15 protein-coding genes and 1 pseudogene are annotated in these 15,452 nt (G+C 60.6%); 4 read left to right on the forward strand and 12 right to left on the reverse strand.

The features are described 5' to 3' along the window. Nucleotides 1-20 precede the first annotated feature (20 nt). From PMI35_RS10220 to yghU, 7 genes are all read right to left on the reverse strand, one after another. Nucleotides 21-1,004: a branched-chain amino acid ABC transporter permease gene (locus PMI35_RS10220; RefSeq protein ID WP_008062388.1), complete on the reverse strand. Its 984-nt coding sequence runs from the start codon at nt 1,002-1,004 to the stop codon at nt 21-23. A 4-nt stretch (nt 1,005-1,008) separates the two neighbouring features. Further along, nucleotides 1,009-1,896 (reverse strand): branched-chain amino acid ABC transporter permease, encoded by an 888-nt coding sequence (locus tag PMI35_RS10215; RefSeq protein WP_008062389.1) that lies wholly within the window; start codon nt 1,894-1,896, stop codon nt 1,009-1,011. A 21-nt stretch (nt 1,897-1,917) separates the two neighbouring features. Beyond that, the gene (locus tag PMI35_RS10210; protein WP_008062390.1) at nt 1,918-3,183 is read right to left on the reverse strand and encodes an ABC transporter substrate-binding protein; all 1,266 of its coding nucleotides are present in this window, start codon (nt 3,181-3,183) and stop codon (nt 1,918-1,920) included. 58 nt (nt 3,184-3,241) lie between these two features. Continuing rightward, nucleotides 3,242-3,964 (reverse strand): ABC transporter ATP-binding protein, encoded by a 723-nt coding sequence (locus PMI35_RS10205; RefSeq protein ID WP_008062391.1) that lies wholly within the window; start codon nt 3,962-3,964, stop codon nt 3,242-3,244. Next, complete coding sequence (locus PMI35_RS10200) at nt 3,957-4,715, reverse strand: ABC transporter ATP-binding protein (RefSeq protein ID WP_008062392.1); 759 nt, start codon at nt 4,713-4,715, stop codon at nt 3,957-3,959. Before PMI35_RS10200 ends, PMI35_RS10205 begins: the two co-directional genes overlap by 8 nt. 65 nt (nt 4,716-4,780) lie before the next feature. Then, entirely contained in the window at nt 4,781-4,927 is a 147-nt protein-coding gene (locus tag PMI35_RS34720; RefSeq protein WP_157295744.1) for a hypothetical protein, read from the reverse strand. A gap of 300 nt (nt 4,928-5,227) precedes the next feature. Next, nucleotides 5,228-6,067 carry a glutathione-dependent disulfide-bond oxidoreductase gene (gene yghU, locus PMI35_RS10195; RefSeq protein WP_008062393.1) on the reverse strand — a complete coding sequence of 280 codons (840 nt, stop codon included), beginning with the start codon at nt 6,065-6,067 and terminating at the stop codon, nt 5,228-5,230. 151 nt (nt 6,068-6,218) lie between these two features. On the opposite strand from yghU, the gene PMI35_RS10190 reads away from it, so the two are divergent. Next, nucleotides 6,219-6,845: a dihydrofolate reductase family protein gene (locus PMI35_RS10190; RefSeq protein ID WP_008062400.1), complete on the forward strand. Its 627-nt coding sequence runs from the start codon at nt 6,219-6,221 to the stop codon at nt 6,843-6,845. Here PMI35_RS10190 and PMI35_RS10185 read toward each other — a convergent pair. After that, nucleotides 6,842-8,164 carry a DUF1329 domain-containing protein gene (locus PMI35_RS10185; protein ID WP_008062401.1) on the reverse strand — a complete coding sequence of 441 codons (1,323 nt, stop codon included), beginning with the start codon at nt 8,162-8,164 and terminating at the stop codon, nt 6,842-6,844. The two genes, PMI35_RS10190 and PMI35_RS10185, sit on opposite strands and share 4 nt — an antisense overlap. A gap of 406 nt (nt 8,165-8,570) precedes the next feature. Here PMI35_RS10185 and PMI35_RS10180 point away from each other — a divergent pair, with 406 nt between their 5' ends. The 3 genes and pseudogenes from PMI35_RS10180 (at nt 8,571) to PMI35_RS10175 (ending at nt 10,607) form a co-directional block, all read left to right on the forward strand. After that, nucleotides 8,571-8,846 (forward strand): hypothetical protein, encoded by a 276-nt coding sequence (locus PMI35_RS10180; protein ID WP_008062402.1) that lies wholly within the window; start codon nt 8,571-8,573, stop codon nt 8,844-8,846. Then, a pseudogene (locus PMI35_RS0132915) lies at nt 8,833-9,564 on the forward strand (zeta toxin family protein). Before PMI35_RS10180 ends, PMI35_RS0132915 begins: the two are co-directional and overlap by 14 nt. 179 nt (nt 9,565-9,743) lie before the next feature. Then, complete coding sequence (locus PMI35_RS10175; RefSeq protein ID WP_008062404.1) at nt 9,744-10,607, forward strand: MBL fold metallo-hydrolase; 864 nt, start codon at nt 9,744-9,746, stop codon at nt 10,605-10,607. A gap of 159 nt (nt 10,608-10,766) precedes the next feature. Here PMI35_RS10175 and PMI35_RS10170 read toward each other — a convergent pair whose 3' ends face one another. The 4 genes from PMI35_RS10170 to hisD all read right to left on the reverse strand — a co-directional run bounded on the left by PMI35_RS10170 (nt 10,767) and on the right by hisD (nt 15,444). Next, on the reverse strand, nt 10,767-11,951 hold the full coding sequence (locus PMI35_RS10170; RefSeq protein WP_008062405.1) for an acetyl-CoA C-acyltransferase: 1,185 nt from the start codon (nt 11,949-11,951) through the stop codon (nt 10,767-10,769). 184 nt (nt 11,952-12,135) lie between these two features. After that, nucleotides 12,136-13,719 (reverse strand): arylsulfatase, encoded by a 1,584-nt coding sequence (locus PMI35_RS10165; protein WP_008062406.1) that lies wholly within the window; start codon nt 13,717-13,719, stop codon nt 12,136-12,138. Next, nucleotides 13,716-14,156, reverse strand: coding sequence for an acyl-CoA thioesterase (locus PMI35_RS10160; RefSeq protein WP_008062407.1), 441 nt, complete (start codon nt 14,154-14,156; stop codon nt 13,716-13,718). The genes PMI35_RS10165 and PMI35_RS10160 overlap by 4 nt, the downstream gene beginning before the upstream one ends. A 4-nt stretch (nt 14,157-14,160) precedes the next feature. Beyond that, a complete protein-coding gene (gene hisD / locus PMI35_RS10155) occupies nt 14,161-15,444 on the reverse strand; it encodes a histidinol dehydrogenase (protein ID WP_008062408.1) in 1,284 nt (427 codons plus the stop codon). Nucleotides 15,445-15,452 lie beyond the last annotated feature (8 nt).

The raw sequence follows: 15,452 nt of genomic DNA on the forward strand, positions 1-15,452 counted from the left end.
CTTATCGCTGATCAATGGGATCACTTGAAATTCTTCTTCACAAGCAGCTTGATCGATCCGACGACACCGGAACGGAAGCAGAGTACGCAGAGCACGAAAATGCAGCCAAGGATCGGCGTACCCCAGGTACCCAGTGGCGATTGCGCCAGCAGGTGTTGCAGCGAGATCACGATGCCGGCGCCGACAAACGGGCCGAGCAGGGTGCCGACGCCGCCGAGCAAGGTCATCAGCACCACTTCGCCGGACATGTGCCAGTGTGCATCCGACAAGGTTGCCAGTTGAAACACCACGGCCTTGGTGGAACCGGCAAGGCCGGCAATGCCCGATGAAATGACAAAGGCCAGCCATTTATACCGCGTGACGTTGTAGCCCAGCGACGTGGCGCGGTCTTCGTTCTCGCGGATGGCCTGCAGAATCTGCCCGAAAGGCGAGTGCACCACGCGCTTGGCCAGGGCGAAGCCCAGCACGGTGATGGCCAACACGAAGTAGTACATGGCGTGGTTGTCCGCCAGGTCGATGAACCCCAGCAGCTTGCCGCGACTGATGCCGTGCAGGCCGTCTTCGCCACCGGTGAAGGGGGCCTTGAGGAACAGGAAGTACAGCAATTGCGCGAGGGCCAGGGTGATCATCGCGAAATAGATGCCCTGCCTGCGAATGGCCAGCGCGCCAAACAACGCACCGACCAGCGCGGCAGCGGCAGTCCCGCCGATGATCGCCAGTTCCGGTCCGATGCCCGGGTGTTGGCTCAACAGATAACCGGTGCTGTAGCCGCCCGCGGCGAGGAACGCGGCATGCCCGAAGGACAGCAGGCCGGTATAGCCCAGCAGCAGGTTGAACGAGCAGGCAAACAGGCCGAAGCACAACAGTTTCATCAGGAACACGGGGTAAGCGACCCAGGGGGCGATCAAGCCGATCGCGATCAGGGCGATGTACAGCGTGTTGAGCTGGCGTCGCTCACGGATCCCGCGCTGTTGCGCGAATGTCAGCAGAGATTGAGTGTTCATGGGCTTACGTCTCCTTTCCGAACAGACCGTTGGGGCGTACCAGCAGTACCAGGATCATCACCAGGAAAATCACCGTGCCGGATGATTCGGGCCAGAACACCTTGGTCAGGCCTTCGATCAGACCCATGGCGAGCCCGGTGAGGATCGCCCCCATGATCGAACCCATGCCGCCGATGACCACCACCGCGAACACCACGATCAACAGGTTGGAGCCCATGGTCGGCGACACCGAGTAGATCGGCGCTGCCAACACACCGGCGAAAGCCGCCAAGGCCACGCTGAAACCGTAGGTGAGGGTGGTCAGCAACGGCACGTTGACCCCGAAAGCCTGCATCAGCGCCGGCTTTTCGGTGCCAGCGCGCAGGTAGGCACCCAGGCGCGTTTTCTCGATCACGTACCAGGTGAACAGGCACATCCCCAGACCGGCCGCCAGCACCCAGGCGCGGTAGGCCGGCAGGAACATGAAGTCCAGCTTGAAACCGCCTTGCAGCGCCGGCGGAATCGGGTAATTGCTGCCGGACACGCCGAACAGGTTGATGAAGCTGCCTTCGATAATCATCGCCAGGCCGAAGGTCAGCAGCAGGCCATAGAGATGATCCAGGTGCGCGATGCGCCGCAGCAGCAGGCGCTCGATCAAAATGCCCAGGGCGCCGACCAGCAGCGGCACCAGGAACAGCGCCGCCCAATAGTTCACGTTCAGGTACTTGAGCAACAGCAGCGCGGCGAAGGCGCCCAGCATGTATTGCGCGCCGTGGGCGAAGTTGATGATGCGCAGCAAGCCAAAGATCACCGCCAGGCCCAGGCTCAACAGCGCGTAGAACGCGCCGTTGATCAGGCCGAGCAACAATTGGCCGAACAGGGCTGCCAGGGGTACCCCCAATAGCATGGTCATGTCAGTCGTCCTCGGGCTTGGTCAGGGGCGTAACGTGCTGGCGACTTTCTGATCGGCCGTCACGAGCTTGCACTTGCTTTGTGAAAGCGGCAGGAAAGCTTCGTCCGCCGGGATCGTGCCGAGGATCTTGAACAGATCCCACTCACCCGTGGATTCCTCGGGTGCCTTGACCTGGGCCAGGTACATGTCATGCACCATGCGGCCATCGACCCGAACCCGACCGTTTTTAGTGAACATGTCGTTGATCGGCGTCTTGATCATGTACTCGCGCACGGTCTGCGGGTCGTCGGAGCCGGTGGCTTGCACCGCCTTGAGGTACTGGTAAGTGCTGGAGTACATGCCCGCCTGAACCATGGTCGGCATGCGCTGGGTGCGCTCGAAGTAGCGCCTGGCCCAGGCGCGGGACTCATCGTTCATGTCCCAGTACCAGCCGGACACGAACTTGGTGCCCTGGGCCGTCGGCAGGCCGATGGCCTTGATGTCGGTGATGAACACCATGAGGCTGGCCAGGGTCTGGCCGGATTCCATCAGGCCGAATTGCTTGGCGGTGGAGATGGCATTGACCAGGTCGGAGCCGGCGCTGGCCAGGCCGATGATCTTGGCGCCCGAGGCTTGGGCTTGCAGGATGTACGAGGAAAAATCGCTGGTCTGGAACGGGTGGTTGGCCTTGCCGATGATTGTACCGCCGTTCTCGACCACCGCCTTCGACACTTGCGCCTCCATGGCGTGGCCGAAGGCGTAGTCGGCGCTGAGCATGTACCAGGTGTCACCGCCGCTGGCGACGATGGCCTTGGCCGCACCGTTGGAGACCGAGTAGGTGTCGTACACGTAATGCAGGTGGTTGGGCGTGCAATATTCGTTGGTCAGGCTGGCAGCGGCGGCGGTGGAGACGATGGCGAAGCGTTTCTTTTCCTCGACCAGGCGGGTGACGGCGATGGCCACCGGTGAGGCGTTGAGCCCGGCGATCAGGTCGACATTGCGCTGGTCGATCCACTCGCGGCTGATGTTCGCGCCCAGGTCGGCGTTGTTCTTGTGGTCGGCGGAAAACAGCTCGATTTTGTCCTGGCCGATCTTGCCGCCCATGTCCTCGATGGCCATGCGTATGGCTTCCAGTCCTCCGGGACCGGCGAGATCGCTGTAGGGGCCGCTGAGGTCATCGAGGTAGCCGATGCGAATTTCATTGTCACTGATACTGGCCTGCGCGGTGCTGGCGAGCAGGCCACAAAACAGGCTGGCGCTGATCGCCCGGGCGATCTGGGCGGTACTGAAGTTGAATGCTGCAGACATGCGAATCTCCACGGCTTGAGAGCGCGCTAATTGTTGTTATGGGTCGTTTACAGCAGGGTCAGACGCCAAGCATGGCGTTCAGTTGATCGCGTTTGCCGTCCAGTTCCCCGGCGCTGAAGTGTTCGACGACCTGACCGTGTTCGATCAGGTAATGACGATCGGCCAGGGGCGCGGCGAAGCGGAAGTTCTGCTCCACCAGGACGATGGTGATGCCCCGGCGCTTGAGCGCCACCAGCACTTCGCCCAGGCGCTCGACGATCACCGGGGCCAGGCCTTCGGTGATCTCGTCGAGCAGCAACAGGTTCGCCCCGGTGCGCAGGATCCGGGCCATGGCCAGCATCTGCTGTTCGCCGCCGGACAGGCGCGTGCCCTGGCTTTTGCGGCGCTCGTGGAGGTTGGGGAACATGTCGAAGATTTCCTCCAGCGACATGCCGCCCGTGGCCACGGTTGGCGGCAGCATGAGGTTCTCTTCCACGTTCAGGCTGGCGAAGATGCCGCGCTCTTCCGGGCAGAACCCAACGCCGAGGCGGGCGATCTGGTGCGCGGCGGTCTTCACGGTCTCCTGGCCGTTGATGCAGATCGAGCCGCTGCGGCGGCCGACCATGCCCATGATCGATTTCAGGATGGTGCTGCGGCCGGCGCCGTTGCGGCCGAGCAGGGTAACCAGCTCACCGCGATTGACCGTCATGTCGACGCCGTGAAGGATGTGCGACTCGCCGTAGAAGGCATGCACGTTGGCCAGGCGCAGTTGTTCGCGTGGTGGATTCTGTACGTCAGACATGCCTAGCCTCCTTGCCCATGTAGGCTTCACGCACCTGCGGGTTGGCCGATACGCTGGCGTAGTCGCCTTCGGCCAACACGCTGCCGCGGGCCAGGACGGTGATGCGATGGCACAGGCTGCTGACGACGCGCAGATTGTGCTCGACCATCAACACCGTACGGCCCACCGCGACCTTGCGGATCAGTTCGACCACCCGCTCGACGTCCTCGTGACCCATGCCCTGGGTTGGTTCATCGAGCAACATCACCTTGGGTTCCAGGGCCAGGGTCGTGGCCAGTTCCAGTGCGCGCTTGCGCCCATAGGGCAGCTCAGCGGTCTTGTGCAGGGCGAAGTCCTGCAGGTCGACTTGTTCAAGCAGGTGCATGGCGCGCTGGTTGAGGTGGTCGAGGGAGTTGGCGGCTTTCCAGAAGTGAAAGGAAGTGCCGAGTTCCCGCTGCAGGGCAACGCGGACGTTTTCCAGCACGCTCATCTGGCCGAACACCGCCGATATCTGGAAGGAGCGCACCAGCCCCAGGCGGGCGATCCTGTTGGGCGCGAGCTTGCCGATGGCTTTTCCTTGATAGAGCACCGTGCCGCGGGTGGCTGGCAGGAAGTGGGTCAGCAGGTTGAATACCGTGGATTTGCCGGCGCCGTTGGGGCCGATCAGGGCATGGATATGCCCCTCCTGCACTTGAAGATCGACCGAGTCCACGGCCGTGAAGCCATTGAACGCCTTGGTCAGCCCCCGGGTTTCGAGAATGACATTGCTCATCGCTGTTCTTCCTGCCTGGTGATGGTTTGCTTGGCTGGACAGTGCACATGCCGCCTGTGCACGGGTCAGCCTTGATCGCTGGACGCACGCGCAACGGCCGAACGGTCTGGCAGGAATTTACGAGAGATATAAGTCATCATATTGTCATTAATGGCGTCGAGCCAAATTTTTGCAGGATGGATCGCTGACGTCATTTGCGTGGTCTGTCTCATTGCAAGCACCTGATTCACTGAATCTGATTGTTTTTATGGTGATGTGAATGCTTTGTCGATGGAGCAGACAATACGCTCGACGATTTATTAATGTCAACATGTTGTCTTTAAATGAAGGCGGCATGCAGGCGTCATCGTCCTTGCTACCTCAACGGTGAGGCCGCAGTGGTCAGTTCCTGCACTCAGGTGTCCAATAAGGGGGGAGGTGACACGTTGAAAGCGGCCAGTCGACCTTGCGCCGTCTGGCCGTGCTGATTTTTGCGGGGGCATCCGGACGTCGATAACGCCGTTTACAGCTCTTCAGCCCAGATCAGCAGCCTGATGCCGTTCAGGCACCTGGCTTGCCTCATCGCCCCACGTCCGGTTGACGCGCTGGCCGCGCAGGACCGCAGGCCGATCGGCGATTTCCTGCGCCCAGCGCTGCACGTGGGTGTATTGGTGGGCCGATAGAAACTCGGCAGCCGAATACACGTTGTTGCGCACCAACTGCCCGTACCAGGGCCAGACCGCGATGTCGGCGATGGTGTAACGGTCACCGGCCAGGTAAGGGCTTTGCGCAAGCCGGCGGTCGAGAACGTCCAGTTGCCGCTTGGTCTCCATCGTGAAGCGGTTGATCGGGTATTCGTACTTCTGCGGCGCATAGGCGTAGAAATGCCCGAAGCCGCCGCCCAGGTAGGGCGCCGAACCCATTTGCCAGAATAGCCAGTTGAGGGTTTCGGTGCGTCCTGCGGGGTCGGTGGGCAGGAATTCGCCGAATTTCTCCGCCAGGTAGAGCAGGATCGAACCGGATTCGAAGACGCGGATTGGCGGCTCCACACTGCGGTCCAGTAGCGCCGGAATCTTCGAGTTCGGGTTGATCTCGACAAAACCGCTGGAGAACTGTTCGCCCTCGCCGATGCGGATCAGCCAGGCGTCGTATTCGGCGTCGGTATGCCCAAGTGCCAACAGTTCTTCCAGCAGGATGGTCACCTTCACGCCATTGGGCGTGGCCAGAGAATACAGCTGCAATGGGTGCTTGCCTGTCGGCAGCGTCTTGTCATGGGTCGGGCCGGCAACAGGGCGGTTGATATTGGCAAACTCGCCGCCAGAGGGCGCATTGTGTTTCCAGACCTTGGGAGGAACATAAGACGCTTTGCTCACGAGATGGACCCCATAGTGTGTAGTGATGGCGTTGAACGCTTACGATCGCGCAGGGTTAAAACAGTAAGTCGCGCGAGCGCTATGAGCAACTGCTGTCGATTTCGCAGAGTCTCGTTCGACTATGGGTCAGGGACAGCATCAGGAGAAACCTATGCGCAAGCTCATCGTTGCCGCTTTCATCAGCCTGGATGGCATCATTCAAGCGCCCGGCGGGCCGGATGAAGACACCAGCGGCCAATTCCGTTTCGGTGGCTGGATAGTGCCTTACTCGGATGAGGTTTCTGGCCAGGCCATACGGGATTTGTTCTCACAACCCTTCGAGTTGCTGCTGGGGCGTCGTACCTACGACATATTCGCGGCGTACTGGCCGCAGATAAACACTGAGGCGCACAACTACATCGCCGACCTGTTCAACGCGGTGCCCAAGCAGGTGGCCACCCATCACCCCGATACGCTCGATTGGCACAATAGCCATGCACTGCAGGGCAACCTCGTCGACGCGATACGTGCACTCAAGCAACAGGACGGCGCCCACCTGTTGACCCAGGGCAGCGCCGACCTGGTGCGCCAATTGCTGGCAGCGGGGTTGGTGGACGAGCTCCGGCTGATAACTTTTCCCGTCGTCCTCGGGCACGGCAAGCGTCTGTTCGATGACAACGCACAAGCTTGCGCCTTCACGTTGGAGCATTCGACCAGCACCCCTGGCGGAGTATTGATCAGCCGTTACGTGCGCAGCGGCGAGGTGCGCACGGGATCGTTCAACGATGTTGAAACCTAGCGAATACCGCTCCCCGCCATGGACTCCGGCACCCACTGCGCCGTCGACAACGGCTCGATGTAGCGAATCCCGCCATGTGGGCCCACCACGCCGTTGATGTTGTAGGTGCCACGCGACAGGTCGTACGTCATGAACGGAGTGGCGTCCGGGACTTGCTGGTCATAGCTCTGGCTGAAGAACGCGAAAGAGCCACGATACAGCTGGCCACTGGTGTCGTACTGGTCGGAGGCCACCGCGGCCCAGGTATCTTCATCCAGGTAAAAGCGGCGCTTCTGATAGATATGCTTGGCGCCGGGCTTGAGATTGCCCTCGACAACGTAGACCCGGTGTTTTTCCCAGCGTACGTAATCCGGGGAAATGAAGTTGGGGGTCGTCAGCGATTTGGCTTCGCGGGCGTAGGTGAGTTTGTAGGTGTTGTAGGGCACGATCATTTCCCGCTTGCCCACCAGCGTCCAGTCGTACAGCTCGAGTGCACGAGCGGTGCCGGGGTTGGGCGTGTCGTAGGCCAGGATTGAAATCTGTTTGACCCGGCGCTGGGCCGGCATGTACTGCCAGGCGCGGCCAGGAAACTCCGTGGCATTGGTGGCGTTCTTGAGCATGATCGACTCGCCGGCTCGGCGCGCAGGCCCGGTATAGGACAGTTTCAACTGATAATAAATGTCCGAGCTGCTGAACGGCTTCGACATGTTCTCGTAGATCGGGAAGGACACGTAGGCCTCGCCGGTGACCGCCAGGCTCGGCACGCCCGCCGTGTCGACGCTCCAGGAGTCGTACTTGGAGTGGATGTTGACGCCCTGGTAGCGCAGCAGGAAATTCCACATCGCTTCGGCGCCCGACTGCGGGATCGGGAACGGCACCCCGGGCATCACATTGTCGATGGCGGTTCCGCCGTCGAGGGCGCGGGCGTTGGTGGCATTCGTGCGGCTGTTGTCCAGTACCGCCTGTGGCAGTGATGCGGTGCGGTGGGTCGGATACACGTCGACGCGAAAGCCGGGGTAGCGCCGGGCCAACGCGACGGTGGTGGCGGTGAGCATGCCTTTGTACGCATCGACGTTCTTGCCGTTGATCACCAGCAGCGGTTTTTCGTGGGCAAAGGGGTCAGGGCGCATGCTGTCGCCGGCCTTGAAACTGGAAGGGGCTGTGGTCAGGCCACCGCTGTAGGGCGGAATGGAACCGTCGGCGTTGCCGGCCTGTTCGGCACCCACTCCCGTCAGGCTGGTGCCCAGCCGGGCGGCTTCCTGGCTCGATACATAGGCGTGGGCATCGATGGCCAGCCCCATGACGGGGATGGCGGCCAGAAGACTTTTCACGAATTTCATCTTGTTATGCTCCTGCCAGGCGTACCAGGCAACTCGTGACTCAGAGGCCACGGTCGCATCCGTCGGCGCAATTGCCAGAGTTTGTAGCTCCATTAAAAAGCCTGTGCTGGGGGGGGCGCTTCGCATTTGACGACAGTTACTTGGCTATTGATGACAGTGCCGGTTGCTCGGCGAGGGATGTGGAGAGGATCTACTAGCATTCCGCCAAAGGACGGTGGCTGCCAGGTGCTGACGGAGAGACTGAGCGCACAGGAAAAAAAGGCACCGTGATACAGTCGTTGTGGCCGAAAAATGGGCACATCCCGTTGCCGTAAGATGCTTTGTCCCTTTTTCCTGTCGTTAACGCGTAAAGGCGGCATGATTTAAGCAGGATGTACCAGAGCAACAATTTGTACGGAGATGCCCGATGATTGTGGAAGCTAAAAAGCTCTCGGACCAGGAAATAGATGTTCTTGAGCGCGCGGTACCTGATCAAGCCAAGATGGCTACCATGAATGCTTATGCTCGTGCATTGCTGGTAAGCAGTAGCGTGCTTCGTGTGGATTCCGGGGATTTGGTACGGGTGTCACCGGATGGGAACAAAATTTTTGTTGCCAAAGCAAAGCCGCGTCGAAAGGTTAAAGTGGGCGAGGTAATTACAGTGCGCCGCGTAGAAGGTAAAGCGGCAGGTGGTCGTGCCTAGACTCCGAGTTTTTGCGGGGCCCAACGGCTCAGGTAAGAGCACAATCAAGGATGTGATCGATCCCGCTCTAATTAAAATTTAGGTGAACGCCGATGAGCTCGAAAAAGAAGCGAAAGCTACTGGGTTTATCGATTTGACTGCATTTGACGTCCTGACGACTTTAGCCGAGCTGCTATTTTTTCATGCTGAGCACTACCTGATCAGAGACAAAAAACTGAACGACCAGGCCGAAAAAATAGGACTGCAAGGTTCGAAAGTTGATTATCGAAATGTGGCTGTCAACTCCTACTTCGCATCCGTAATCTCTGATTTTCTGCGACAGCGTCTGTTGGAAAAAGGGATAAGTTTTACCTTTGAGACGGTAATGTCCCACCGCAGCAAGGTCGACTTCATGAAGTCGGCACAAGATCTTGGGTATCGGATATATCTGTACTTTGTATCTACTGAAAACCCCGAAATCAATATTGATCGTGTGGGCATCAGGGTGCGAGAGGGTGGCCATCCCGTAGCTCCTGACAAGGTTAGAGAGCGGTACCAAAAGTCTCTTGCATTGCTCCCAGAAGCCATCGCTGTAAGCAATAGAGCGTATATCTTCGATAACTCTGGTACTAACGCCGTTTTACTCGCGCAAGTAACTGATGGGATCAGCCTTGAATTCAGTACCGAAGAAATTCCAGATTGGTTCTTTGAATCGTACGTTGACAAAGTGGAAGGCTGATCGGGCTGCATAGTGTGCAGGTGCGCCAAAATCCACCTTCCGTAGAAAGGAAAAACCAGTCACGTCCAATGACCCACTCCACACGGGTGGGGGCGTGGCCGTGAAGGCGGATTATCCTTCAGGCCTCATAAAACCCGCACGTTCTGCAACGGTGGGGCGAATTCAAAGAGGTGTCTGTCGTGAACCGTTGTTTATCCACTCTGGCCGGTAGTAGTCGCAAGCTTGATGGTGGCGTGATGTTCGGCAATACGCCGCGGCAATTGTGGGCTGACTGGATCAAGCCCGACCAGGACAACCTGGTGGACCTGGCCTCGCGAGGCCTGTTGGTGCAGCAAGGGGGCAAGAATATCCTGGTGCTGGCCGGTGCCAGCGCCTTGCTTGCGCCACCGCGACGGACCTGCAGCTGCCAGAAACATCCCCCGGGATTGCTGGACAGCCTGGCGCAGCAGGGCCTGGCCGAAGGCGACATCAGCGCGGTGGTGCTGACGCACTTGCATGCGCAATTGACACCCGAACTGAGTGCGGCGATCGAAGAGGGCAATACACCGCGCTTGCTGTTTCCAGCTGCGCAGTACATTACCGGGGAGCGCCATTGGTCCCGTGCACTTCACAACCATCCCCATGATCGCGCCTTATTCGTCCGCCAGATCGTGCGCAGGCTGCAGGGCAGTGGTCGGCTGGTGCTGGTCGATGACGCCCGCTGCAAAGAGCTCGGCGATGGTTGGCAGTTCCACTTCAGCGATGGTTACACGCCAGGGCAATTGATCCCGGAAATCGCCATGCCCGGCGGGCCGGTGGTGTTTGCCGGCGACCTGATTCCCGGTACCCACTGGTTGCGCCTGGACGTGACGACGGCCAACGATCGCAATCCGGAAGGGTTGGTGGGCGAGAAAGAAAGGTTGTTGGACCACCTGGTGGCCAGCGGTGGACGCCTGGTGTTCTCCAGTGATCCGCAGATTGCGATGATCAAGATCATGCGTGATCGTCATTCGCGTTACCAGGCGTTTGACACGTACACCACCTTGAGCCGTTTTGAGTGTTGATGCATTCCCTTGTAGGAGCGAGCCTGCTCGCGAAAAACGTCCAGGTAACGCGGGTATTCAGGCAGCCCGCGTCACCGTTGACGACCATCGCGTTCAGGCTCGCTCCCACAATTGCTCCCAACCATGGAATCTCCCATAGAGACCTGTGGGAGCTGTCCATCACACCACCTCAAACAACCCGGCCGCTCCCATGCCGCCACCCACGCACATGGTCACGACCACGTACTTCACGCCACGGCGCTTACCCTCCAGCAAGGCATGACCGACCATGCGCGAACCACTCATGCCGTACGGGTGACCGATGGAGATCGCGCCGCCGTTGACGTTGAGCCTGTCGTTGTCGATGCCCAGTTTGTCGCGGCAATACAGCACCTGGCAGGCAAATGCTTCGTTGAGTTCCCAGAGGCCGATGTCATCGACTTTCAGCCCGTGCTGCTTCAGTAGTTTTGGCACGGCCAGCACCGGACCAATGCCCATTTCCTCGGGTGCCAGGCCCGCCACCGCGATGCCCCGATACACACCCAGCGGTTGCAGGTTACGCTGTTCGGCCAGGCGCGCGTCCATCAACACGCAGGCACTGGCGCCATCGGACAATTGGCTGGCGTTGCCGGCGGTGATACAGCCGCCTTCGATCACCGGTTTGAGGTTGCTTAGGTCTTCAAGGCTCGTTTGTGGGCGATTACCTTCGTCCAGGCTCAAATTGATCTGTTCCTGGCGCACCTCGCCGCTGGTTTTGTCCAGCACCTGCCTGGTCACTTTGACCGGCACAATTTCCTGGCTGAACACACCAGCCTGTTGCGCAGCGAAGGTGCGCTGTTGCGATTGCAGGCTATAGAGGTCCTGTGCTTCGCGGCTGATGCCGTAGCGCCTGGCCACCCATTCGGCGGTTTGCAGCATCGGCATGTAGGCCAAGGGAACGTTGCGCAGGACACTTTCGTCGTGCTGGCTGCCGACCCATTCCATATGACGGTTTTGCACCAGGCTGATGTGTTCCTGGCCCGCGCCGACGGTCACCTGCATGCCGTCGACCATGATTTGCTTGGCGGCGGTGGCGATGGCCATCAAGCCCGAAGCGCACTGGCGATCCAGGGTCTGGCCGCTGACGGTCAGCGGCAGGCCCGCGGCCAATGCGCTCATGCGCCCCAGGTTCCAGCCGGCAGTGCCGGCGGGCATGCCGGTGCCCATCACCAGGTCTTCGATTTCACCCGCCTCGATTCCGGCGCGCTCGACCGCGGCGCGAATGGCGAAACTGGCCATGGTCGGGGCAGTGGTGACATTGAAGGCACCGCGAAACGCCTTGCCGATCGGCGTACGGGCAGTGGAAAGGATGACGGCTTCTTTCATCGTATTGTTCCTGTTGGGGGGAGGGGCGGCCCACTGTTGAGCCATGCCTCGATCTCGGGCAGCGAGTAAAACTGAAAGCGCGCCCACGATAGTGAGGTGCTCCGGGCATTTACCCCCCCTCCTTTGGGGTGGACGGAGCACAGCCGTTTCGTGGGGTTGCTTGGGACCCGCCGGAGTCCATTCTTCACTGTGGCGTGTGCTGACTTCTCAGGAAGTCCTGCACCAGGTTCGATCGGTCGAACGACTTGGCCGCCTGCACCGGCGGGTACTCGGCCAGCGTCTTCAGGTGTGCGCCGATCAGCTCGCTCATCGGCGCCGAGATCCACGACGACTTCTGGATCATGTGGCCGTAGGAATCGTTGCTGTCGTAGCTTTCGAACGGGTCGCTGCGCAGGTTGAACATCAGCGGTGCAAACAGCGCCTTGATCGGTGCGTAGTAGTCCTCCTTGGTTGAGAAGTGCAGCTTCCACGGGCCGATGCGCACGGCGGTCAACTTGCTCTCGATGTAGTAGAAGAGGCTGGTACGCGCGCTGTCTGGCGCCTTGCCGGTCCAGTAGTCGAGGTTGTTGATGCCATCGACGTACTGCTTTTTCTGCACTTTCATGCGCTCGACCACATCCGGCACACCTGCCGCCGCGGCCAGGGTGGTGAACATGTCCTGGTGCGCCTGGATGCCATTCTTGATCTGGCCGGGCTTGATCACACCCGGCCAGCGCAGCATCGAGGGCACGCGCACACCACCTTCGTAGGTGGTCATCTTCTCGCCACGGAAGGGCGTCGTGGCGCCATGGGGCCAGGAAGAATGCTCCGGGCCATTGTCGGTGGAGTACCAGACGATGGTGTTTTCATCCAGGCCGTTGCGCTTGAGGAAGTCGAGCACCTGGCCGATGTCATGGTCGTGCTGCAGCATGCCGCTGCCTTGCATGTCGTCTTCGTGGGTGTACGGGGCGGCGGCATGACGCCACTTGTCGTTGAGGTGGGTGTACAGGTGCATGCGGCTGGTGTTGAGCCAGACGAAGAACGGCTTGTCGTCGCTCTTGGCTTTGCGCATGAAGTCCAGCGCATGGGGGATCACTTCGGCCCCGTCGAAATCTTCCATGCGCTGGGTCGTCAGCGGCCCGGTGTCCTCGATGGTCTGTTTGCCGACCAAGCCAAATCGCGGGTCTGACGTCGTGTCGTCCTTGTCGCTGGCGAAGCTGTGCAGCACGCCACGGGTGGCGAATTTTGTGGCGTAGGCCTGCGGACCGCCGGGATACGCCTTGGCGAAATTCTGGTAGTCCGCGTATTCACGCTGTTCCTCGGTATTGAGGTGGTACAGGTTGCCGAAAAACTCGTCGAAGCCATGCACCGTCGGCAGGTTGGGATTGTTGTCGCCCAGGTGGTTCTTGCCGAACTGGCCGGTGCGGTAACCGGCCTCTTTCAATACTTCGGCCAGGCTCGGCGAAGCGGCCTGCAGGCCGAGTTTGTCGCCCGGCTGCCCCACGGTGGTCATCCCGGAGCGAATCGGATACTGGCCGGTGATGAACGCCGCGCGACCGGCCGTGCAGGAGGGCTGCCCGTAGTGATCGGTGAAGCGGATGCCCTCCATGCCGATCTGGTCGATATTCGGCGTGGTGTAGCCCATGGTGCCCATGCCGTACGCACTCACGTTCTGCCAGCCAATGTCATCGCCCCAGATCACCAGGATGTTGGGTTTGGCCGACTGCGCCTGCACCAGTGGAGCGGCAAGCGCAACGCAGGCCAGGACAAGCTTGGACAAAGTCTTCATGACGCCACCTCGATGCTCTCCAGCGCGCGGCGCAAGGATTCAGGTAGCGCCACTGGCCGGCGCGTCACGCGGTCAACATAGACGTGGATGAAGTGGCCCTGCGCCGAAGCCTCGTTGTTGCCATTGGCGAACAGCCCCACCTCATAGCGAACGCTCGAAGTGCCCAGGCTCGCCACGCGCAGCCCGGCGCGCACCAGGTCGGGGAAAGCGATGGACGAAAAGTAGCTGCAATGGGTATCGACCACCAGGCCGACCGCAGGACTGCACTCGAAGTCGAGTACGTTCTGCTCCAGCAACCAGCCGTTGACCACGGTGTCGAACCAGCTGTAGTAGATGACGTTGTTCACGTGGCCGTAGACGTCGTTGTCCATCCAGCGCGTGGTGATGTCGCGCAGGTACGGATAGGCGTTGCGTTCGTGCGGTACGGGTTTGCCCATGACTTCAAGCCTCCTGCTTCATGCGGCGCACGCGGATATCCGCCTGCTCCTTGTGGCCGGACATTTGCTCGTAGCCGCACAGCCGTGAGCAGTACTCGCCGATCATCACGCTGGCCTCGTTCGTCAGCACGCGCTGGTAGGTGTGGGTCTTGATGAACTTGCCCACCCACAGCCCACCGGTGTAACGCCCCGCGCCCATGGTCGGCAGCGTGTGGTTGGTGCCGATGACCTTGTCGCCATAGCTGACATTGGTGCGGTGGCCGAGGAACAAGGCGCCGTAACGCGTCATGCGATCGTGGTACCAGGCCGGATCCTGGGTCATCACCTGCACGTGTTCGGAGCACAGGCGCTCGGCGACTTCCAGGGCCTCTTCGTCGGTGTCGCACAGGTAGATCTCACCGAAGTCGTTCCAGGCCACGCTCGCCACAGGCGCGGTGTCCAGCCGCGAAAGCACAAGATCGATGGCGGCCGGCAGCTGTTCGGCGATTGTTTTGCTGGTGGTCACGCAATAGGCGGGGGAGGTCGGGCCGTGTTCGGCCTGGCCCAGCAAGTCGACGGCGACCAGTTCGGCATCCACCGTGTCATCGCAGATCACCAGGGTTTCGGTCGGCCCGGCGAACAGGTCGATGCCAACGCGGCCGAACAGCTGGCGCTTGGCTTCGGCGACATAGGCATTGCCCGGGCCGACGATCATGTCGACGCCGACGATGCTCTCGGTGCCGATGGCCATGGCCGCCACGGCCTGCACACCACCCAGGCAGTAGATTTCGTCAGCCCCGGCCAGGTGCATCGCCGCGACGATCTCCGGGCACGGCCGGCCTTCGAACGGCGGGGCACTGGCGATCACGCGCTTGACGCCGGCGACCTTGGCGGTGAGCACGCTCATGTGGGCGCTGGCGATCAGCGGGTACTTGCCGCCGGGAATGTAGCAGCCCACCGAATTCACCGGAATGTTGCGATGACCCAGGACCACGCCGGGCAAGGTTTCGACCTCGACATCGTGCATCGAATCCTTCTGGATCTGGGCGAAGCGGCGAATCTGCGCCTGGGCGAACCTGATGTCGTCGAGCGTCTGGGCGGGCAGGCTGGCGATGCACGCGTCGATCTGTTCCTGGGTCAGGCGCATGTCTTGCGGCGCCCAGTGGTCGAACTTTTCGGAGTAGTCGCGCACCGCAGCATCACCGCGTTGCTCGATGTCCGCGAGGATAGCTTCCACGGTGGCGCGCACCTGGGCCTGATCGCTCGCTTTCGCCTGGGCCGATTGGCCTTTTTTGAGTTGTTGAATCACCGGATATT

This window comes from Pseudomonas sp. GM78 (assembly GCF_000282475.1).
Taxonomy (GTDB): domain Bacteria; phylum Pseudomonadota; class Gammaproteobacteria; order Pseudomonadales; family Pseudomonadaceae; genus Aquipseudomonas.